The 16066-nt window shown below is 64.1% G+C and carries 15 protein-coding genes and 1 pseudogene; 2 read left to right on the plus strand and 14 right to left on the minus strand.

Annotated features, from left to right (window positions below; translation table 11 throughout):
* Nucleotides 1–18 precede the first annotated feature (18 nt).
* From ACFFNA_RS13030 to bcoG, 8 genes are all read right to left on the minus strand, one after another.
* Nucleotides 19–339, minus strand: a complete 321-nt coding sequence (locus tag ACFFNA_RS13030) for a hypothetical protein (protein ID WP_111545024.1) — start codon at nt 337–339, stop codon at nt 19–21.
* Nucleotides 340–468: 129 nt separating this feature from the next.
* The gene (locus ACFFNA_RS13035; RefSeq protein ID WP_378918730.1) at nt 469–1407 is read right to left on the minus strand and encodes an alpha/beta hydrolase; all 939 of its coding nucleotides are present in this window, start codon (nt 1405–1407) and stop codon (nt 469–471) included.
* Between the two features lie 10 nt (nt 1408–1417).
* Entirely contained in the window at nt 1418–2200 is a 783-nt protein-coding gene (locus tag ACFFNA_RS13040) for a carnitinyl-CoA dehydratase (protein WP_378918732.1), read from the minus strand.
* A complete protein-coding gene (locus tag ACFFNA_RS13045; RefSeq protein WP_378918734.1) occupies nt 2193–4271 on the minus strand; it encodes an acetate--CoA ligase family protein in 2079 nt (692 codons plus the stop codon). Before ACFFNA_RS13045 ends, ACFFNA_RS13040 begins: the two co-directional genes overlap by 8 nt.
* A gap of 84 nt (nt 4272–4355) precedes the next feature.
* Nucleotides 4356–5519, minus strand: a complete 1164-nt coding sequence (locus ACFFNA_RS13050) for an acyl-CoA dehydrogenase family protein (protein WP_111545020.1) — start codon at nt 5517–5519, stop codon at nt 4356–4358.
* A 4-nt stretch (nt 5520–5523) separates the two neighbouring features.
* Complete coding sequence (locus ACFFNA_RS13055; protein ID WP_378918736.1) at nt 5524–6627, minus strand: carnitine 3-dehydrogenase; 1104 nt, start codon at nt 6625–6627, stop codon at nt 5524–5526.
* On the minus strand, nt 6624–7253 hold the full coding sequence (locus tag ACFFNA_RS13060) for an HD domain-containing protein (protein WP_111545018.1): 630 nt from the start codon (nt 7251–7253) through the stop codon (nt 6624–6626). Before ACFFNA_RS13060 ends, ACFFNA_RS13055 begins: the two co-directional genes overlap by 4 nt.
* A 77-nt stretch (nt 7254–7330) precedes the next feature.
* Nucleotides 7331–8248, minus strand: coding sequence for a 3-dehydrocarnitine:acetyl-CoA trimethylamine transferase BcoG (gene bcoG, locus ACFFNA_RS13065; protein WP_111545017.1), 918 nt, complete (start codon nt 8246–8248; stop codon nt 7331–7333).
* A 134-nt stretch (nt 8249–8382) separates the two neighbouring features.
* On the opposite strand from bcoG, the gene ACFFNA_RS13070 reads away from it, so the two are divergent.
* Nucleotides 8383–9366 (plus strand): GlxA family transcriptional regulator, encoded by a 984-nt coding sequence (locus ACFFNA_RS13070; RefSeq protein WP_111545016.1) that lies wholly within the window; start codon nt 8383–8385, stop codon nt 9364–9366.
* Here ACFFNA_RS13070 and ACFFNA_RS13075 read toward each other — a convergent pair.
* From ACFFNA_RS13075 to xylA, 4 genes are all read right to left on the minus strand, one after another.
* On the minus strand, nt 9344–10108 hold the full coding sequence (locus ACFFNA_RS13075) for a TIGR01458 family HAD-type hydrolase (protein ID WP_378918740.1): 765 nt from the start codon (nt 10106–10108) through the stop codon (nt 9344–9346). The two genes, ACFFNA_RS13070 and ACFFNA_RS13075, sit on opposite strands and share 23 nt — an antisense overlap.
* Before the next feature lie 60 nt (nt 10109–10168).
* Nucleotides 10169–10372: a hypothetical protein gene (locus tag ACFFNA_RS13080; RefSeq protein ID WP_136616442.1), complete on the minus strand. Its 204-nt coding sequence runs from the start codon at nt 10370–10372 to the stop codon at nt 10169–10171.
* A gap of 175 nt (nt 10373–10547) precedes the next feature.
* Entirely contained in the window at nt 10548–11024 is a 477-nt protein-coding gene (locus ACFFNA_RS13085; RefSeq protein ID WP_111545013.1) for a GNAT family N-acetyltransferase, read from the minus strand.
* Nucleotides 11025–11173: 149 nt separating this feature from the next.
* Nucleotides 11174–12499 carry a xylose isomerase gene (xylA, locus tag ACFFNA_RS13090; RefSeq protein WP_378918742.1) on the minus strand — a complete coding sequence of 442 codons (1326 nt, stop codon included), beginning with the start codon at nt 12497–12499 and terminating at the stop codon, nt 11174–11176.
* 113 nt (nt 12500–12612) lie between these two features.
* Between xylA and ACFFNA_RS13095 the strand changes: the two genes are divergently transcribed.
* Nucleotides 12613–12975: a nuclear transport factor 2 family protein gene (locus ACFFNA_RS13095; RefSeq protein ID WP_378918744.1), complete on the plus strand. Its 363-nt coding sequence runs from the start codon at nt 12613–12615 to the stop codon at nt 12973–12975.
* Nucleotides 12976–13007: 32 nt separating this feature from the next.
* Here the strand turns inward: ACFFNA_RS13095 and xylB are convergent, their stop codons facing one another.
* The gene (xylB, locus tag ACFFNA_RS13100) at nt 13008–14462 is read right to left on the minus strand and encodes a xylulokinase (RefSeq protein WP_378918866.1); all 1455 of its coding nucleotides are present in this window, start codon (nt 14460–14462) and stop codon (nt 13008–13010) included.
* An 82-nt stretch (nt 14463–14544) separates the two neighbouring features.
* Nucleotides 14545–15870: pseudogene (locus ACFFNA_RS13105) on the minus strand (tetratricopeptide repeat protein).
* Nucleotides 15871–16066 lie beyond the last annotated feature (196 nt).

Consider the following 16066-nt stretch of genomic DNA (forward strand, 5'->3'; position numbering starts at 1 on the left):
TGAACCGCTCTGGTGCAATCAGGACGGATTGCGGCCGCGCCCGCGCAGCAGCGGCTTTGACGGAGCGGCCTTGCCGTCGGCGGCATAGACCAGGCCCGGCTGGACGATCCATTCGCCAGCCCGCAGCGCTTCGACATCGAAGCGCCCGTCGGCGTCGCGCGTTGCGACGCCGACATAGCGATATCGGGATCCGTTCGCATCGACGACCGTATCGGCGATCGGATGCCCGGCGAGCCGGCCGATGATAGCGCCCTGCTCTTTCAGGTTTGCCAGGACAAAATATTCCGTCGGCACCCTGCGGCTGGCCTTGGAGGTCAGCCAGACTGAATGTAATCTCATGGTCCTTGAAGCCAGTCTGTCGTTCCGGCCGCCAGTCAAGCGGCTGGGAATTACATAGTCGCTGGCCGCATAGGAATTCGAGAGCAGGTTTTGGCCTGAATTATATACACCGCATATGTACGACGGCGCTCACGGGACCCATTCGCCCCTTGCCAAAGCTGCTACCGCATTGACGATCCGCGTAAAGCTGATGCGGGCGCGGCCGACCGTGTGCCGGGCTCTCAGATAGCCATGCACCAGCCCAGGTTCCTCGAACCAATATGCCCGTCCGCCCGCGGCGACGACGCGGTCACGATAGGCTTCGCCGTCGGACGACAGCGGGTCGCACTCGGCAGTGATCAGCACCGTCGGCGGCAGATTGGCGAAGTCGGCGTCGGCGAGCGGCGACAGCGTGATGTCGCCGGTCCCATCTGCGCCGCCGGTTCGGATGTTCTTGTAGAACTCGAGATCGCGCATGGTCAGCATCGGCGCCTCGGCATGCGTCACATAAGAGCCGCGCGAGCGGTCGCCGCCGAGGCCGGGATAGATCAGTACCTGGCCGATCGGCTTGCGCGGATGGCCGCGTGTCGCATGGCTGACGGCAGCGGCAAGATTGCCGCCGGCACTGTCGCCGCAAAGCGCAATTGGATGCTCGCGATTGGTGGTGGCCCATTCGAAGGCGCTCATCACGTCGTCGAAGGCGGCCGGGTGCAGGTGCTCCGGCGCCAGCCGGTAGTCGACCGAGACCACCTCATAGCCGGTGCGTGCGCAGAGCTCGGCGCAGACATCGTCATGGCTGTCGAGGCCACCAAGGATAAAACCGCCGCCATGGAAATAAAGCACCGTCACTGCTGCCTGCGGCGCGCTTCGGTAGATGCGGATTGGGATGTCGCGGGTGGGCGTGGCAATGGCAGAGGTCTCGACCGCGACGCCTTCGGGATAGCCGGCAAAGAACTCGCGGCACATGCGGTCATAGATCTCGCGCTGCTGCGCGATCGTGTAGTCGATCGTATCGGGCGGATAATAGGAATTGGTCCGCTCGATGAAGGCCCAGGTCTCGGCGTCGATGAGGGTTTTGTAATCGGTCATGGGGCCGCCACTACTTCCCCTTCCACACCGGCTCGCGCTTTTCGGCGAACGCACGAAAACCCTCCATATTGTCCTCGGAACCATAGAGGGCATCGACCGTCGGCAGCTGGCGGCGCGTCACCTTGTTCATCGCGTCCTGGAAGGTGAGCGCCTCGGCCACGCGCGCCGTCTCCTTGATCGCGGCAAACACCAGTGGCGGGCCGCCGGCGAGCAGCCGGGCGATCTCCCAGACGCGGTCCCCGAGCTTCTCCTTCGGCAGCACTTCGTTGACCAGTCCCCAGCGATGCGCCTCGGCGACATCCATCCAGCGGCCGGTGAGCAAAAGGTCCATGGCGACATGGTAGGGGATGCGCTTCGGCAATTTGATCGTCGCGGCATCGGCCAATGTGCCGGCGCGGATCTCGGGCAGCGCGAAGGAGGAATGATCGGAGGCGTAGATGAGGTCGCACGACAGCGCCAGTTCGAAACCACCGCCCACCGCCATGCCGTTGACGCAAGCGATGACGGGCTTGTTGAGGTCGCGCAGCTCCTGCAGACCGGCAAATCCGCCGACGCCATAGTCGCCGTCGACCGCATCGCCGCCGGCCGCCGCCTTCAGGTCCCAGCCGGCGCAGAAGAACTTGTCGCCGGCGGTCTTGACGATGGCGACGCGCAACTCCGGATCGTCGCGGAATGCCTTGAACGTCTCGCCCATCAGCCGCGAGGTCTTGAGGTCGATGGCGTTGGCCTTGGGCCGGTCGAGCGTGACCTCAAGGATGGTGCCTTCGCGGCGGGTCGAAATGACATCAGACATTCTTCTTATCTCCCAGCACCAGCAGCGCATCGGCGATCCAGGCGCCCTTGCCCTCTGTGCAGACGATCAGCGGGTTGATGTCGAGTTCCTCGATCTCGCCGGCATTCTGTTGCACGAAGGCGGCAATGCCGGAGATGGCGTCGATGGCAGCCTGGACGTCGGCTTTCGGCCGGCCGCGATAGCCTTCGAGCAACGGGAACAGTTTGAGGCCGCGCAACGCCGCCTCGATGTCGTCGCGGGTTGCCGGCAGCATCAGCGTGACGCTGTCGCGCAACAGCTCGACGAGCACGCCGCCGGTGCCCAGCGTCATCACCGCGCCGAACATCGGGTCACGGGTGAAGCCGACGATCAGTTCGGCGACACCGTCGCGCACCATGTGCTCGACATAGAGGCCGGTGCCGAGCGGCAGCAGGTCATGCGCCGCCGTGCTGACGGATTCGGCGTCCTTGAGGTTGAGCCTGACAGCGCCGACCTCGGATTTGTGGGTGACGCCCAGCGCCTTCAGCGCCACCGGAAAGCCGAGCGCCATCGACGAGATCACCGCCTCGACGGCATTGGCGGCGCGTTCGCCCTTGGGCACCGGCAGGCCTGCCTTGATCAGCCGCGATTTTGCCTCGGCCTCGTCGGGCGTGACGTGGTCGCCGCCAGGCGCGCCGGAGGCGGACGTGTCGATCGGCTGCGCCTGCGGCTCGCGCCACGCCCAGCCGATGAAGGCTGCCGCCTGGGCGGCATCCATGGCCTCGGAAATGCCGAACAACGGCACCATGCCACGCGCCATCAGCCCGGCTGTGTACTCCTCCGGCAGGTTCTCCGGCAGCGAGGACACGATCGCGCCTTGCGCCTTGTTGGTCTTCAGCGCCGATTCGAAGGCGCGCAGCGTCGCCCACCAGTCGGTGTCCGAGCACCGGTCGGGGCGCGGGAAGTCGAGCACCAGCATGTTGAGGTCGAAGCCGCCCGACACCATGGCGGTGAAAGTGGCGGTCATCGCCGGCTCGTTGTTCCAGATGAAGGTGTGGTAGTCGAGCGGGTTGGCCACCGCAACCAGCGGCCCAAGCGTCGATTTGACATGAGCGCGGTGCGTGCCGGTCAGGTCAGGGAAATTGACCCAGCGCCCTTCGGCGCTGTCTGCCATGACCGACGCCTCGCCGCCCGAGCAGCTCATCGACGACAGCCGATAGCCGGGCAAAGGTCCGGTGACGTGCAGCAGCTTCAGCGCCTCGATGAAGGCCGGAATGGAATCGACACGGGCAATGCCGAGCCGCCTCAGGAAGGCGCCCGAGGCCGCGTCCGAGCCGGCCAGCGAGGCGGTGTGCGAGACTGTCGCCTGCCGCGCCTGTTCGGAGCGGCCGACTTTCATGGCGATGATCGGCTTCCTCAGTTCGCGGGCGCGGGCCGCCAGCCGTTCGAATCCGGCTACCGAATCGAAGGCCTCGATGTGCAGGCCGAGCGACGTGACCCGCTCGTCCTCGATCAGGCCAAGCGCCATTTCGGACAGGCCGGTCTGCGCCTGGTTGCCGGCGGTCATCAGGAAGGCGATCGGCAGGCCGCGCTTCTGCATCGTCATGTTGATGGCGATGTTGGACGACTGGGTGATGATGGCGACGCCTTTGCCACCCTCGGCCAGCCTGATGCCACCATGCTGGTCGGGCCACAAAAGCGCGCCGTCGGCATAGTTGATCAGGCCATAGCAGTTCGGTCCGATGATCGGCATCTGGCCTGCCGCGGCAACCAGTTCGGCCTGCAGACGCTCGCCGTCGTCGTCATAGGCCTCGGTCTCGAGGAAGCCGGCGGCAAAGCAGACGGCGCCGCCGGCGCCGCGTTCGGCCAGCGCCTTGACCACCTCGATGGTCAGGTGGCGGTTGACGCCGACAAAGGCGGCGTCAGGCGCGCCGGGCAGGTCGGCCACCGAACGATAGGCCTTGCGGCCGGCGACCTCGTCCTTGGTCGGATGCACCGGCCAGATCTCGCCGGCAAAGCCCATCTTGATTGATTGTGCGACAACTGCGGCAGCCTGCGCGCCACCGAAGACAGCGATCGACTTCGGCCGCAGGAGACGTTCGAGTTTATGCATGATGGCCTTCTCGTTGGAGCATGATCTCAGGACAAACGAGATCGTTTGTCCGAGAAAACCGGATTCCACTTTTCGGGATCATGCTCAGGCTCCAAACGGGCGCAGCAGCGCCCGCGAAATAATGTGGCGCTGAATCTCGGACGTGCCTTCCCAGATGCGCTCGACGCGCGCGTCGCGCCAGATACGCTCCAGCGGCAGGTCGTCCATCAGCCCCATGCCGCCATGGACCTGGATCGCTTCATCGGCGACGAAGGCAAGCATTTCAGTGGCCTTCAGCTTGGCCATGGCCATGTCCTGATCAGTGACGGTGCCCTGATCGTACTTCCAGCCGGCTTCGAACACCATCAGGTCGGCGGCCTTCAGTTCGGTCGCCATGTCGGCAAGCTTGAACGACACGCCCTGGAACTTGCCGATCTGCTGGCCGAACTGCTGGCGCTGCGCGGCATATTCCACGGCATGGCCAAGCGCCCGCTCGGCGCGGCCGAGACAGGTGGCGCCGACCTGCAGGCGCGTTGCACCGAGCCAGGAATTGGCGACGTCAAAGCCCTTGTGAACCTCCCCAAGAACCTGGCTTGCGGGCAGCCGGCAATCGTCGAATTCAAGGATGGCGTTGGTGTAGCCGCGATGCGAGACGTTGCGATAGCCGTCGCGCACGGCAAAACCTTTGGTGCCCTTGTCGACGAAGAAAGCGGTGATCTTCTTGCGCTTGCCGCGCGGCGAATCCTCTTCGCCCGAAGCCATGAAACAAATCGCGAAATCGGCGAGATCGGCATGGCTGATGAAATGCTTGGTGCCGTTCAGCACCCAGTCGTCGCCATCCTGCACCGCGGTCGCCTTCATACCGCGCAGATCGGAACCGGCGCCTGGCTCGGTCATCGCCAGGCAGTCCCATTTCTCGCCGCGGATGCAAGGGAACAGATATTTTTCGCGCTGCTCCGGCGTGCCGGCCAAAAGGATGTTGGAGGGACGCGCCACGCAGGTCCAATGCAGCGCGTAGTTAGCGCGGCCGAGCTCCTTTTCATAGAGCAGCCAGGTCACCGTATCGAGCCCGGCGCCACCGACGTCCGCCGGCATGTTGGCGGCGTAGAGGCCGGCTTCGATCGCCTTGGCCTTGATCTCCTCGATCAGCTCGCGGCGCAGCACGCCGGTGCGTTCCACCTCGCGTTCATGCGGGTAAAGCTCGTTCTCGACGAAGGCGCGCGTCGTTTCGACGATGAGCTTCTGTTCCTCAGACAGACCGAAATCCATGCTGTCAGCCTTTCTTCTTGCCGGTCTTCTTCTTCGGCTTCTCGGCTTTCTTCACAGGCTTGCTCGCCTTGGCCTTTTCTGCCGCCTTGGAGGCCGTCGGCTTCTTCGCCGCCAGTTTGGCCAGCTGCTTGGTATAGTCCTTGTGCAAGGCGCCGGCACCCCAGCCCTTGCCTTTGTTCTGCTTCGACAGCGCGTCCATGATGGCGACCAGATTGTCGTCGCGGATCTTTTCCAGTTCGCGGATCGACAGGCCGTGCGCCTGGTCGTCCGACTGCGTGGCGATCAGGTCGACCAACTCGTCGTTGAACTCCGGCACGTCCAACAGCTTGGTCCATGGCCACTTAAGGCACGGGCCGAACTGCGCCATGAAGTGGCGCATGCCGGCCTCGCCGCCGGCGACGCGATAGACCTGGAACATGCCCATCTGCGCCCAGCGCAGGCCGAAGCCATAGCGCATGATATCGTCGAGTTCCTCGACCGTGCAGATGCCGTCCTTGATCAGCCACAGCGCCTCGCGCCATGCGGCTTCGAGCAGGCGGTCGCCGACGAAGGCCTCGATCTCCTTGCGGATGACGACAGGCTTCATTCCGATCGAGGCGTAAATCTCCTTGGCGACCTCGATCGCCTCCGGGAAGGTCTGTTCGCCGCCGACGATCTCGACCAGCGGCAGGAGATAGACCGGGTTGAACGGATGGCCGACGACCAGCCGCTCCGGGTGCTTCTTCATCGCCACCTGCATGTCGGTCGGCTTGATGCCGGAGGTCGAGGAGCCGACAATGGCGTTGGCCGGCGCATGGGCATCGATCTCGGCCAGCACGCGGTGCTTGAGGTCGAGCCGTTCCGGCACGCTTTCCTGGATGAAATCGGCGTCCGCCACCGCCTCGGCGATGGTCGCGGCAAAGGTCAGTCTGCCCTCTTTCGGCAGGCCGCCGGGCACCATCTGCTTGTAGGCGCGGCGTGCGCCCTTCATCACTTCGCTGACCTTGCGCGACGCCTCCGGATCGGGATCGAAGATCGAAACGTCGATGCCGTTGAGCAGCAGGCGCGCCACCCAGCCGGCGCCGATGACGCCGCCACCGATGGCGGCTGCCTTGTTGATGATGCTCATGCTGGGGCTCCGGTTCTTGTCGTGGCGGTTGTGGGATCGATGAGGGGCACGCGCTCGCCGGCGCGGATCACTGACGCGTCGTAGGCCTTGCGGGCAAAGACTTCGAGCACGAACGGCCGGAAGAATTCGATCGGCAGCGTGTCATAGTCGGGGTCGAAGCTCGACTGGTCCCAGCGTTCACAGAATTGGTCGCAATCGTCGAAATAGGCGTGGCCAGCGAAGCGGTCGCGCGCATGGCGGTTGCCGCCGAGGTGATGGGCATAATAGAGCCGCTGGAAATCGCCGTGCTTCTCCACCACCCAGGTGCATTGCTCGCGCACGAACGGCTTCAGGATCGAAGCGGCGTATTCGTCGTGATTGTAGGGCGCATAGATGTCGCCGATATCGTGCAGCAGCGCGCAGGCGATCCAGTCGGTGTCGGCACCGTCGCGCCAGGCGCGTGTCGCCGCCTGTAGCGAATGGCCGAGCCGGGTGATCTTGTAGCCCGACAGGCCCTCGTCGAGCTGGACCAGAGCGTCGAGCAGCCGCTCGCCGGTCTTGGCCGCGTAGTCGATTTCGTGCGCGGTCAGGAACTCGTAGTCGTCCCGGTCGCCATCCTTCATCGCAGTGAACTTGACGGTAGTCATGCCGACCTCCCGGTTATCTTACTGGGAGCATGATCTTTTCCGAAAACCGGTTCCCACTTTTCGGGATCATGCTCTGGTTATGCCGCGATTGGCGCCCGCTTGGTCAAGTTCAGCTTCTTGCGCACGTCTTCGGGCCCGAGGATCCTGGCGCCCAGATTGGTGACGATGCTGGCGGCGCGCTCGACCAACTGCGCATTGGTTGCCAGCACGCCCTTGTCGAGCCAGAGATTGTCTTCCAGCCCGACGCGGACATTGCCGCCGGCCAGCACCGCGGCGGCGGCATAGGCCATCTGGTTGCGGCCGATGGCAAAGGCCGACCAGTTCCAGGTCGACGGCACATTGTTGACCATGGCCATGAAGGTGTTGAGGTCGTCAGGCGCCCCCCACGGCACGCCCATGCATAGCTGCACCAAAGCGTCAGGATTGAGCACCTTCTCCTCGACCAGCTGCTTGGCGAACCACAGATGGCCGGTGTCGAAGGCCTCGATCTCCGGCTTGACGCCGAGTGCCGTCATCATGCCGCCCATGGCGCGCAGCATGCCAGGCGTGTTGGTCATGACATAGTCGGCCTCGGCGAAGTTCATGGTGCCGCAGTCGAGCGTGCAGATTTCCGGCAGGCACAGGCGCACATGCTCCATACGGTTGGTGGCGCCGCCCATGTCGGTGCCTTTTTCATTGAGCGGCAGCGGCGCTTCCGGCGAGCCGAACACCATGTCGCCGCCCATGCCGGCGGTCAGGTTCAGGATGACGTCGACGTCTGCCGCGCGGATGCGCTCGGTCACTTCGCGGTAGAGATGCAGGTCGCGCCTGGGCTTGCCGGTTTCGGGGTCGCGCACATGGCAGTGCACGATCGCGGCGCCGGCCTTGGCCGCATCGATGGCCGAATCGGCGATCTGCTTGGGCGAGCGCGGCACATGCGGGCTGCGGTCCTGCGAGCCGCCGGACCCGGTCACGGCACAGGTAATGAAAACCTCACGGTTCATCGCGAGCGGCATCGAAATCCTCCCAATCAAGATTGCCACGCATGTCGCCCAAAAGTGGGAACCGGTTTTGGGACAACGACATGCACAAGAACTGCCCCAACAATGCCTGACTTGTCGGAAACTGTTTTGCGTTTTACGAAGGGCATATGATCAAAAGCGAAAAACCAACGATCTTTCGCGCCGAGCGCTCGCCGCTCAAGGTGACGCTACTGGTGTTTTCCGGCTCGTCCATCATGTGCGTGGCGTCGGCCGTCGATCCCCTGCGCGCCGCCAACCGCATCTCCGGCGAGACCCTGTTCGATTTCAAGCTGGTCTCTGTGACCGGCGAGGCTCCGGTCACCACCTGCGGCCTGCCGGTGGCGGTCAGCGGACGTTTCGACGCGGCCGATCCAACCGACGTTCTTGTCGTCGTCGCCGGCTTCGGCACCCAGAATTACGCAACGTCGGCTCTGTTGTCAGGCCTACGCCGCGCCGCCTGGACGGCGCGGGCCTGCGGCGGCGTCGAGGCCGGCACATGGCTTGTCGCGCGCGCCGGCCTGCTGGAAGGGCGCAGCGCCACCACTCACTGGGAGGACATGGAGGATTTCTCGTCGGCCTTTCCCGGCGTCGACGTCCGCCCGGACCGCTATGTCATCGACGGACCGGTTTTCACCTCGGGCGGTGCGTCGCCGACCTTCGACCTGATGCTGCATCTCATTCGCACCCGCCTCGGTATGGCCGTCGCCCTCGATGTCGCCAGCGTCTTCATCTACGACCAGGCGCGCGCCGCGACCGACGCCCAGCCGCTGGTCTCGCTCGGCCGGCTCGATGGCTACGATCCGCGGCTGGCGCAAGCCATCCGATTGATGGAAGCGCATGTCGACCAGCCGCTGACCATAGAAGCGGTGGCCAAGCGCGCCGGCGTGACGGCGCGGACACTGGAGAGCATCTTTCGCAAGTCGATCGGCGAGACGCCAGGTGCCTACTATCTCAGGCTTCGGCTGGGGGCGGCGCGCCGACTGGTGGTCGACACCCGGGTGGCGATGGCCGATATTGCCGGGCGGACCGGATTTTCGTCCGCCGCCGCATTTTCCAGAGCGTTTTCGAGAGCTTTTGGCGAGGCGCCAGTCAGACTACGGCGCGGTTGGTGAGTATCCAGTCGGTCGCAGCGGCGAGGTCATCTACCACAGCCGTGGGGGCCGGATTGAAACGTGTTTCGTCGTTTGGGCGATACTTGCCTGTCCGCACAAGCAGCGCCGCACCAAGCCCGGCGCGCAGCGCGCCGGCGACATCGCTCTCGGCATCGTCGCCGACCATGACCGCATCGGCGGCCGAGCAGTTCATATTGGCAAGCGCCGAAAGAAAGAAGTCCGGTGACGGCTTGCCGAGCACGACAGGGCTTCGACTACTGGCGAATTCGAGGGCGGCAACGAAGGCGCCCGTGTCGAGGCTGAGCAGACCGTCTGCATCCTTGAAGGTGCGATTGGTGGCGAGCGCCACAAAATCGGCGCCGGCCACCAGCTCGCGGAACGCCCGGTTGAGCCTGGCATGATCGAAGGCTTCGCCTGCATCTCCGACGATGACGGCCCGCCCATTTGCGCCGTCCAGTCCGGAAAACTCAGGCTCCAGGTTGGGATGGACGAGCAGATGCGGTGTGAGGCCGTGCCTGCGCAGCCATTCGACGGCGGCACGCGCCGGCGTCAGCAATTCCTCTTCTCCAACCTCGACGCCGAAGGCGGTAAGTTGCGCGATGATTGCCTTGTGTGGTGAGCGAGTTGTGTTGCTGACAAAGCGGAGCGGCAAGCCCGCATTGCGCAGGCGCTCGATTGCCGAGACAGCGCCCGCTATCGGGGTGTCGCCATTGTAGACGACACCCAAAAGGTCCAGAAGCACCGCGCGTACCATCGGTGAAGGATGACGAAACAGCCTCCGTTCGTCAAACCACAGGGACCATCAAGCGACATCACGGCTTTCGTGGACAATGCGCGAGCGCATGCTCTTGGCCAGCACCGTTTCAAGTCGCGCTGCAACCGCGCGATCCCATTCGTTTGTGCGCTGCGCGCCGTCTTTCGGATGCGGCATTGCCATCAGCCGGTCGATGATCGATCCGGCCTCGCCAGGTGAGAGCAGGGCGTCGATTTCGCGTTCGTTCTGCATATCGGTTCGCCTCCTTCTTCCTCTCCCGCCACGAGCCAGTCTTATACGAGATACGTGACGGCAGTTTGAAGGCAAGAGCGAGGTCATTGAGGGGCGGCAAAGGGCAAAACCGTGTCGTCGGAGCCGGCCTTGCGCAAAGCCGTTCCTGCGTCTGGCCAGGCCAGGTCGGAGACTTCTACAGCCGCTTCTCGAACAGCACGGTGGTGAAGCCGCTGTCCCATTCGTCGTCGGGGTAGCGATCCTTCTCGACATAGCCGACCGCTTTGTAGAGCGTCTGGCTGCGCAGGTTGAACGTGTCGGTTTCCAGCCGCGCCTGCGCAAATCCGGCGGCAGCGATCGCCTGTTCGGCATGGGAAAGCAGCTTGCGGCCGACGCCTTGCCCTTGGCGCGACGCCATGACGTGCAGGGCCTCGATGAAGTCCGCGCGCCAATGGATCAGGCCGGCGACGTCGCCATCGATCTCAGCAATGGCAAATTCCGGCCAGCTCTGGTCGACATAGCGCCCGCCAATGTCCGACTCGACGTAGCGTTGCGCCGATTGCTCGGTGATATGCGGCAACCAGGTGCCTTCGAATGTTTCCTGCAGCACCTGCTTCAACGCCGGGATATCGCTTGCCTGCGCCCGGCGCACGATGATTCGGTCCTCTGCCACGTTCCGTCTCCAGTCACCGCCGCGCGGCCCTTCGGCAACGCGGCCTGTCCATCCTGCGCGGACGCCCCGCGCGAAATGGCCTGACTAGCAGAAGGCAACGACGGCGGCTTTCAGCCAGAGGTGGTGGATATCGGTCCAGAGATCGGGATTCACACGTACCGGTTGACGATGTTTTCCAGCAATTCCTGGCGGCCGGACCTTGGCTGCGGCTCGATTTTCTTCTTGACGACGCGCTCGGCGATGTCTTCCAGCGTGCGCTTGCCGGCAAGCATCGCCTTGCCCTCAGCCGTGCTCCAGCCGGCATAACGTTCAGCCAGCGGCCCCGACAGCGCCTTGTCCTCGACCATGCGGGCCGCGGCCTTGAGGCCGCGCGCGCACGAATCCATGCCGCCGATATGACCGATCAACAGATCCTGCGGGTCGAGCGACTGGCGGCGCAGCTTGGCGTCGAAATTGGTACCGCCGGTCTTGAAGCCGCCGGCCTGAAGCACCTGGTAGTAGGCCAATGCCATTTCCGGCACGTTGTTGGGGAACTGGTCGGTGTCCCAGCCCGACTGGTAGTCGTTGCGGTTCATGTCGATCGAACCGAAGATGCCCAGCGCATTGGCCAGCGCCAGTTCGTGCTCGAAGGAATGGCCGGCCAGGATGGCGTGGCCCTGCTCGATGTTGACCTTGACCTCCTTCTCCAGCCCGAAGCGCTTGAGGAAGCCATAGACCGTCGCGACATCATAATCGTACTGGTGTTTTGTGGGCTCCTGCGGCTTCGGCTCGATCAGGATGGTGCCCTTGAAGCCTATTTTATGCTTGTAGTCGACGACGAGGCTGAGGAACCGGCCAGCCTGTTCCTGCTCACGCGCAAGGTCGGTGTTGAGCAGCGTCTCATAGCCCTCGCGCCCGCCCCACAGCACATAGTTTTCGCCCTTCAGCCGCTTGGTGACGTCGATGCAGTGCTTCACCGTCGCCGCCGCATAGGCAAACACATCCGGATCGGGATTGGTGGCGGCACCCGACATGAAGCGGCGATTGGAGAACAGGTTTGCCGTGCCCCACAAAAGCTTGACGCCGGTCTGCTTCATCTTGGTGGCGAAATAGTCTGCGATCTCGTCGAGGCGCGCCGCACTTTCGGAAAAATCCTTGCCTTCCGGTCGCACGTCGGCGTCGTGAAAGCAGAAATAGGGCGCGCCGAGCAGCGAGAACATTTCGAAGGCGACGTCTGCTTTCAGTTTTGCCAGCTCCATCGTGTCGACGCCGCCGGCTTTCGGGAACCACGGCCGGTCGAAGGTCTGGCCGCCGAACGGATCGCCGCCCGGCCAGGCGAAGGAATGCCAGTAGGCGACGGCAAAGCGCAGATGGTCTTCCAGCCGCTTGCCTGCCACCACCTCATCGGGATTGTAGAACCGGTAGGCCAGCGGATTGGTCGAATCCGGTCCCTCGTATTTGATCTCTTTGATGTCGCCGAAAAAACCGCTGCTCATGATCTTTGTCCTCTTTCGAATAGTTCGCCCCGATTACCTCAGGCGTAATTGGTTTCGTTCTTCCGCTGGTCGAAAAGGCTCAAGTCAAAGCCACTCAACAAAGGAGACAGACCATGACCGACCTCATCAAGATCGCCGAAGGCTACATCAGCGCCTGGAACGAAAGCGACGCGGACCGCCGGGCAGCCTTGCTCAAGGCGACCTTCACCGACGACGTCAGCTATCGCGATCCGCTGATGCAGGGCGATGGCCATGCGGGCGTCGCGGCGCTGATCGACGGCGTGCAGCAGCGCTTTGCCGGCTTCCGGTTCTCGCTGAAGGGCACGCCGGACGGTTTTGCCGACAAGATCCGCTTCTCGTGGAACCTCGGCCCGGAGGGCACCCCTTCCGTCATCGAAGGCACCGACATCGGCGTCATCGAGAACGGCCGCCTGAAAAGCGTCACCGGCTTTCTCGACAAGGTGCCGGCGCAGTGAGCTGCAAGGCCGCGGCGTGGGCGAGAACTCACTCACGCCGTGGCCACCTTGATGGCCGGGTACAGCGCCCGGTAGCGTTGATAGGCATCTGCATAGACGCCGCCGAGTGCCGCATCCGGTTCGATCGTGGCATCCGTCCTGGGTGCCGTGCAGATGCTCAGCGGATCAGCACCCGTCGCCGCGATCAGGCCAAGCCGTGCCGCGCCGAAGGCGGCGCCGAAATCGCCGTCGGCGGGAATATCGACAGGCAGGCCAAGCGCGGTGGCGATCGCTTTCAGCCAGTAGCGCGAGCGCGAGCCGCCGCCGATCGCCGTCACCCGTGTCAAGGTCGTGCCGGCCTTGGCCAGGGCTTCTAGGCTGTCACGGAAGGCAAAGGCGACGCCCTCGAGCACGGCCTGCGTCAGCACCGCGCGGCTCGATTCATGCGCCAGGCCGGTGAACGCGCCGCGGATGGCGGAATCATTGTAGGGCGTGCGCTCGCCCGAGAGATAGGGCAGGAAGGACACGCCGCTCGGGGCTTTCAGCGTATCGCCGAGTTCCGCGGTCAGTTCGCCGGCGCCTTTGCCGGTGATCTCCGCCAGCCAGTTCAGCGAATCGGTCGCCGACAGGATGACGCCCATCTGATGCCAGGTGTTCGGGAGCGCGTGGCAGAAGGTGTGGACGGCGCTTGCCGGGTTGGGCAGATAGGAAGCATTGGCGGCAAACAGCACACCTGATGTGCCGAGCGAGACAAAGGCGTGGCCCGCGCCCACCGTGCCCATGCCGCAGGCCGAGGCGGCATTGTCGCCGGCGCCGCCGGCGATCGGGATGCCGGCTTGCATGCCCCATTTCGAGGCCAATTCGCTGCGCAAGGCTCCGGCCTTCTCCGTGCCCTCGACCAGCGACGGCATCTGCTTTTCATCGAGTGATGTCGCCGCGAGCAGGTCCGCACTCCAGTGCCGCATGCCGACATCGAGCCAGGAGGTGCCGGCCGAATCCGACATCTCCGAAATGTGCTCGCCCGAAAGCCAGAGCCGCAGGAAATCCTTGGGCAGCAGCACTTTTGCGACCTTGGCGAAGACCGCGGGCTCGTTGTTCTTCACCCAGGCAAGCTTCGGGGCGGTGAAGCCGGGAAACACGATGTTGCCGGTCAGCTGGCGGAAGCGTCGATCGGCGTCAAGCGTCGCCGCCTCGGCGTGGCTGCGCGTGTCGTTCCACAGGATGCAGGGCCGCAGCACCTTGTCGGCGGAATCGAGCAAGGTCGCGCCATGCATCTGCCCCGACAGGCCGATGCCTTTCACCGCGGCGAGTTGGCTTGGATGGGAAGCCTTCAGTTCGGCAATTGCTTCTCCGCAGGCGCGTATCCAGTGAAACGGATCCTGTTCCGACCAGCCCGGATGCGGCCGCGATACGTCGAGCGATGCATGGCCGGAGCCGATGACAGTCTGCTCGGCATCGATCAGCAGCGCCTTGACGCCCGATGTCCCGAGATCGAGGCCGAGATACATGATTTCCTCCCATGCCATTTAATTTTTTCGGATCTCGAAAAAATCTGGCTTGGCCAGTTTTTAAGACAAGATCCGCTTCGGGTCAATTCTCTGACAAATCGGCGGCGCGTCGCGAAAGCAGCGCCGACAATGGACTGTCGGGTCGCGCTACTGAACGGTCTGCGGTGAGCGCCCTGGCCAGCGCACGGTCACCGGTCCGCAAGGCCGCCTCGATCAGCGTCAGGTCGATGACGTCGCGCTGGGCGTGGCTGCCGCCGAAACGGTGGGCGATCGCCCGGATCGGCCGGATCAGGCGAACAGTGTCGGCATAGTTCCCGGCGCCGAATGCCTTGATGGCGAGCGTCAGTGGATGGCCGACATCCCGGGTGAACGCCGCATTGTCGTCGCTGCCGCGCATGGCCTCGCGCTGCGCCTCCAGCAAGGTCTGAGCCGGCGCGTCGAGCCCGGCGCCGACAAAGGCCATCATCGCGTGAGCATCGTTGAAGGCGTAATTGCCGTCGCCGGCTTTGGGCACCCAGTTGGCGGCGAGCGCTGCCCAGCGGTCGCCGGCATCGACGCCGCCGAGATAGAGCCGCCACAGGATCGCCGAGGCATCGACCATGTTGAGCGCCAGCGTCGATCGCTCGCCGTAGATCGGGCCGTCATAAAGCGCCAGCACCTCGTCGGTCTCACCGAGGTCATAATGGAACAGCGCCAGGTGCCACCAATTGTGCACCTTGAGGAAGCTCTCCTTCGTCCATGCTTCGGGATTGGCGCGCATCCAGGCAATGCCATCCCTTTGCCGGCTTTACATCTCCATGACATGGGCGACGGCATGCTGCGCCCAGCCGTCGCGCGGCTCCAGGTCGATCGCGTCGCGGCCAAGCCTCTCGGCCTGTGCATACTCACCCATCTCCTCCAGCCCGAAGGCCTGCATGCCGAGGATGGCGTGGTAGCCCGGCATGCCGCTTTGCCAGGACGGCAGGGCGCCGGCGATGCGGTCGCGCAGCATGCGCGCATTGCCGGTGAAGAAATCGATCTGATGCCCTGTCTGCAGCGCCACCGCGTCGAGCGGGAAGTCGACGGCGATATCCCTAAGAATGCCGGCGGCGTCATGCCAGCGCCCGTTTGCGAGATGACCAAGGGCTGAGACATGCGCTTGCTCGCGCGTGGTCGCGGCAAGCGGCAGCGCCGCCTCATGGCAAGCCTTGGCCACGGCCGTCGCCTCTCGCTCGGTGGCGAGGCCGAAGAGATAGCCCTTGAAGACATGCGCCATGACGAAGCCGGGGTCTTCCGCGATGGCGCGATCGACGGAGGCTACGGGATCGCCGATGAAGCATTGCAGTTCACGCACAGCCTGACTGTAGGGCAAGAACCCCGCCTCCGTTGCGCCCGAAAGTGTCAGGCCGAATGCGTCCCTGATTGCCATGCAATGTCCTTTGACCGGCCCATGATGGGCCTCGATGCTTCGGCCCAAGGCGATCCTAAAGCATGGGCCACAGACACGCCAATCACGCGCCGTGCTGGGACTATTCCAGTAGATCTTGTAGTTTATCAACCATGAGTCACAGATTAGGCTTTGTAAAAGCAAACGAATTGTGGCTTCATTGCGGCGCGGGTGGAGA

The organism is Mesorhizobium kowhaii (genome assembly GCF_042431665.1).
In the GTDB taxonomy this organism is placed as follows: Bacteria; Pseudomonadota; Alphaproteobacteria; order Rhizobiales; family Rhizobiaceae; genus Mesorhizobium; species Mesorhizobium kowhaii.

Coding starts and splice junctions, on each gene's coding strand:
- ACFFNA_RS13030 (WP_111545024.1), bottom strand. CDS start 339: ATGAGATTACATTCAGTCTGGCTGACCTCCAAGGCCAGCCGCAGGGTG.
- ACFFNA_RS13035 (WP_378918730.1), bottom strand. CDS start 1,407: ATGACCGATTACAAAACCCTCATCGACGCCGAGACCTGGGCCTTCATC.
- ACFFNA_RS13040 (WP_378918732.1), bottom strand. CDS start 2,200: ATGTCTGATGTCATTTCGACCCGCCGCGAAGGCACCATCCTTGAGGTC.
- ACFFNA_RS13045 (WP_378918734.1), bottom strand. CDS start 4,271: ATGCATAAACTCGAACGTCTCCTGCGGCCGAAGTCGATCGCTGTCTTC.
- ACFFNA_RS13050 (WP_111545020.1), bottom strand. CDS start 5,519: ATGGATTTCGGTCTGTCTGAGGAACAGAAGCTCATCGTCGAAACGACG.
- ACFFNA_RS13055 (WP_378918736.1), bottom strand. CDS start 6,627: ATGAGCATCATCAACAAGGCAGCCGCCATCGGTGGCGGCGTCATCGGC.
- ACFFNA_RS13060 (WP_111545018.1), bottom strand. CDS start 7,253: ATGACTACCGTCAAGTTCACTGCGATGAAGGATGGCGACCGGGACGAC.
- bcoG (WP_111545017.1), bottom strand. CDS start 8,248: ATGCCGCTCGCGATGAACCGTGAGGTTTTCATTACCTGTGCCGTGACC.
- ACFFNA_RS13070 (WP_111545016.1), top strand. CDS start 8,383: ATGATCAAAAGCGAAAAACCAACGATCTTTCGCGCCGAGCGCTCGCCG.
- ACFFNA_RS13080 (WP_136616442.1), bottom strand. CDS start 10,372: ATGCAGAACGAACGCGAAATCGACGCCCTGCTCTCACCTGGCGAGGCC.
- xylA (WP_378918742.1), bottom strand. CDS start 12,499: ATGAGCAGCGGTTTTTTCGGCGACATCAAAGAGATCAAATACGAGGGA.
- ACFFNA_RS13095 (WP_378918744.1), top strand. CDS start 12,613: ATGACCGACCTCATCAAGATCGCCGAAGGCTACATCAGCGCCTGGAAC.
- xylB (WP_378918866.1), bottom strand. CDS start 14,462: ATGTATCTCGGCCTCGATCTCGGGACATCGGGCGTCAAGGCGCTGCTG.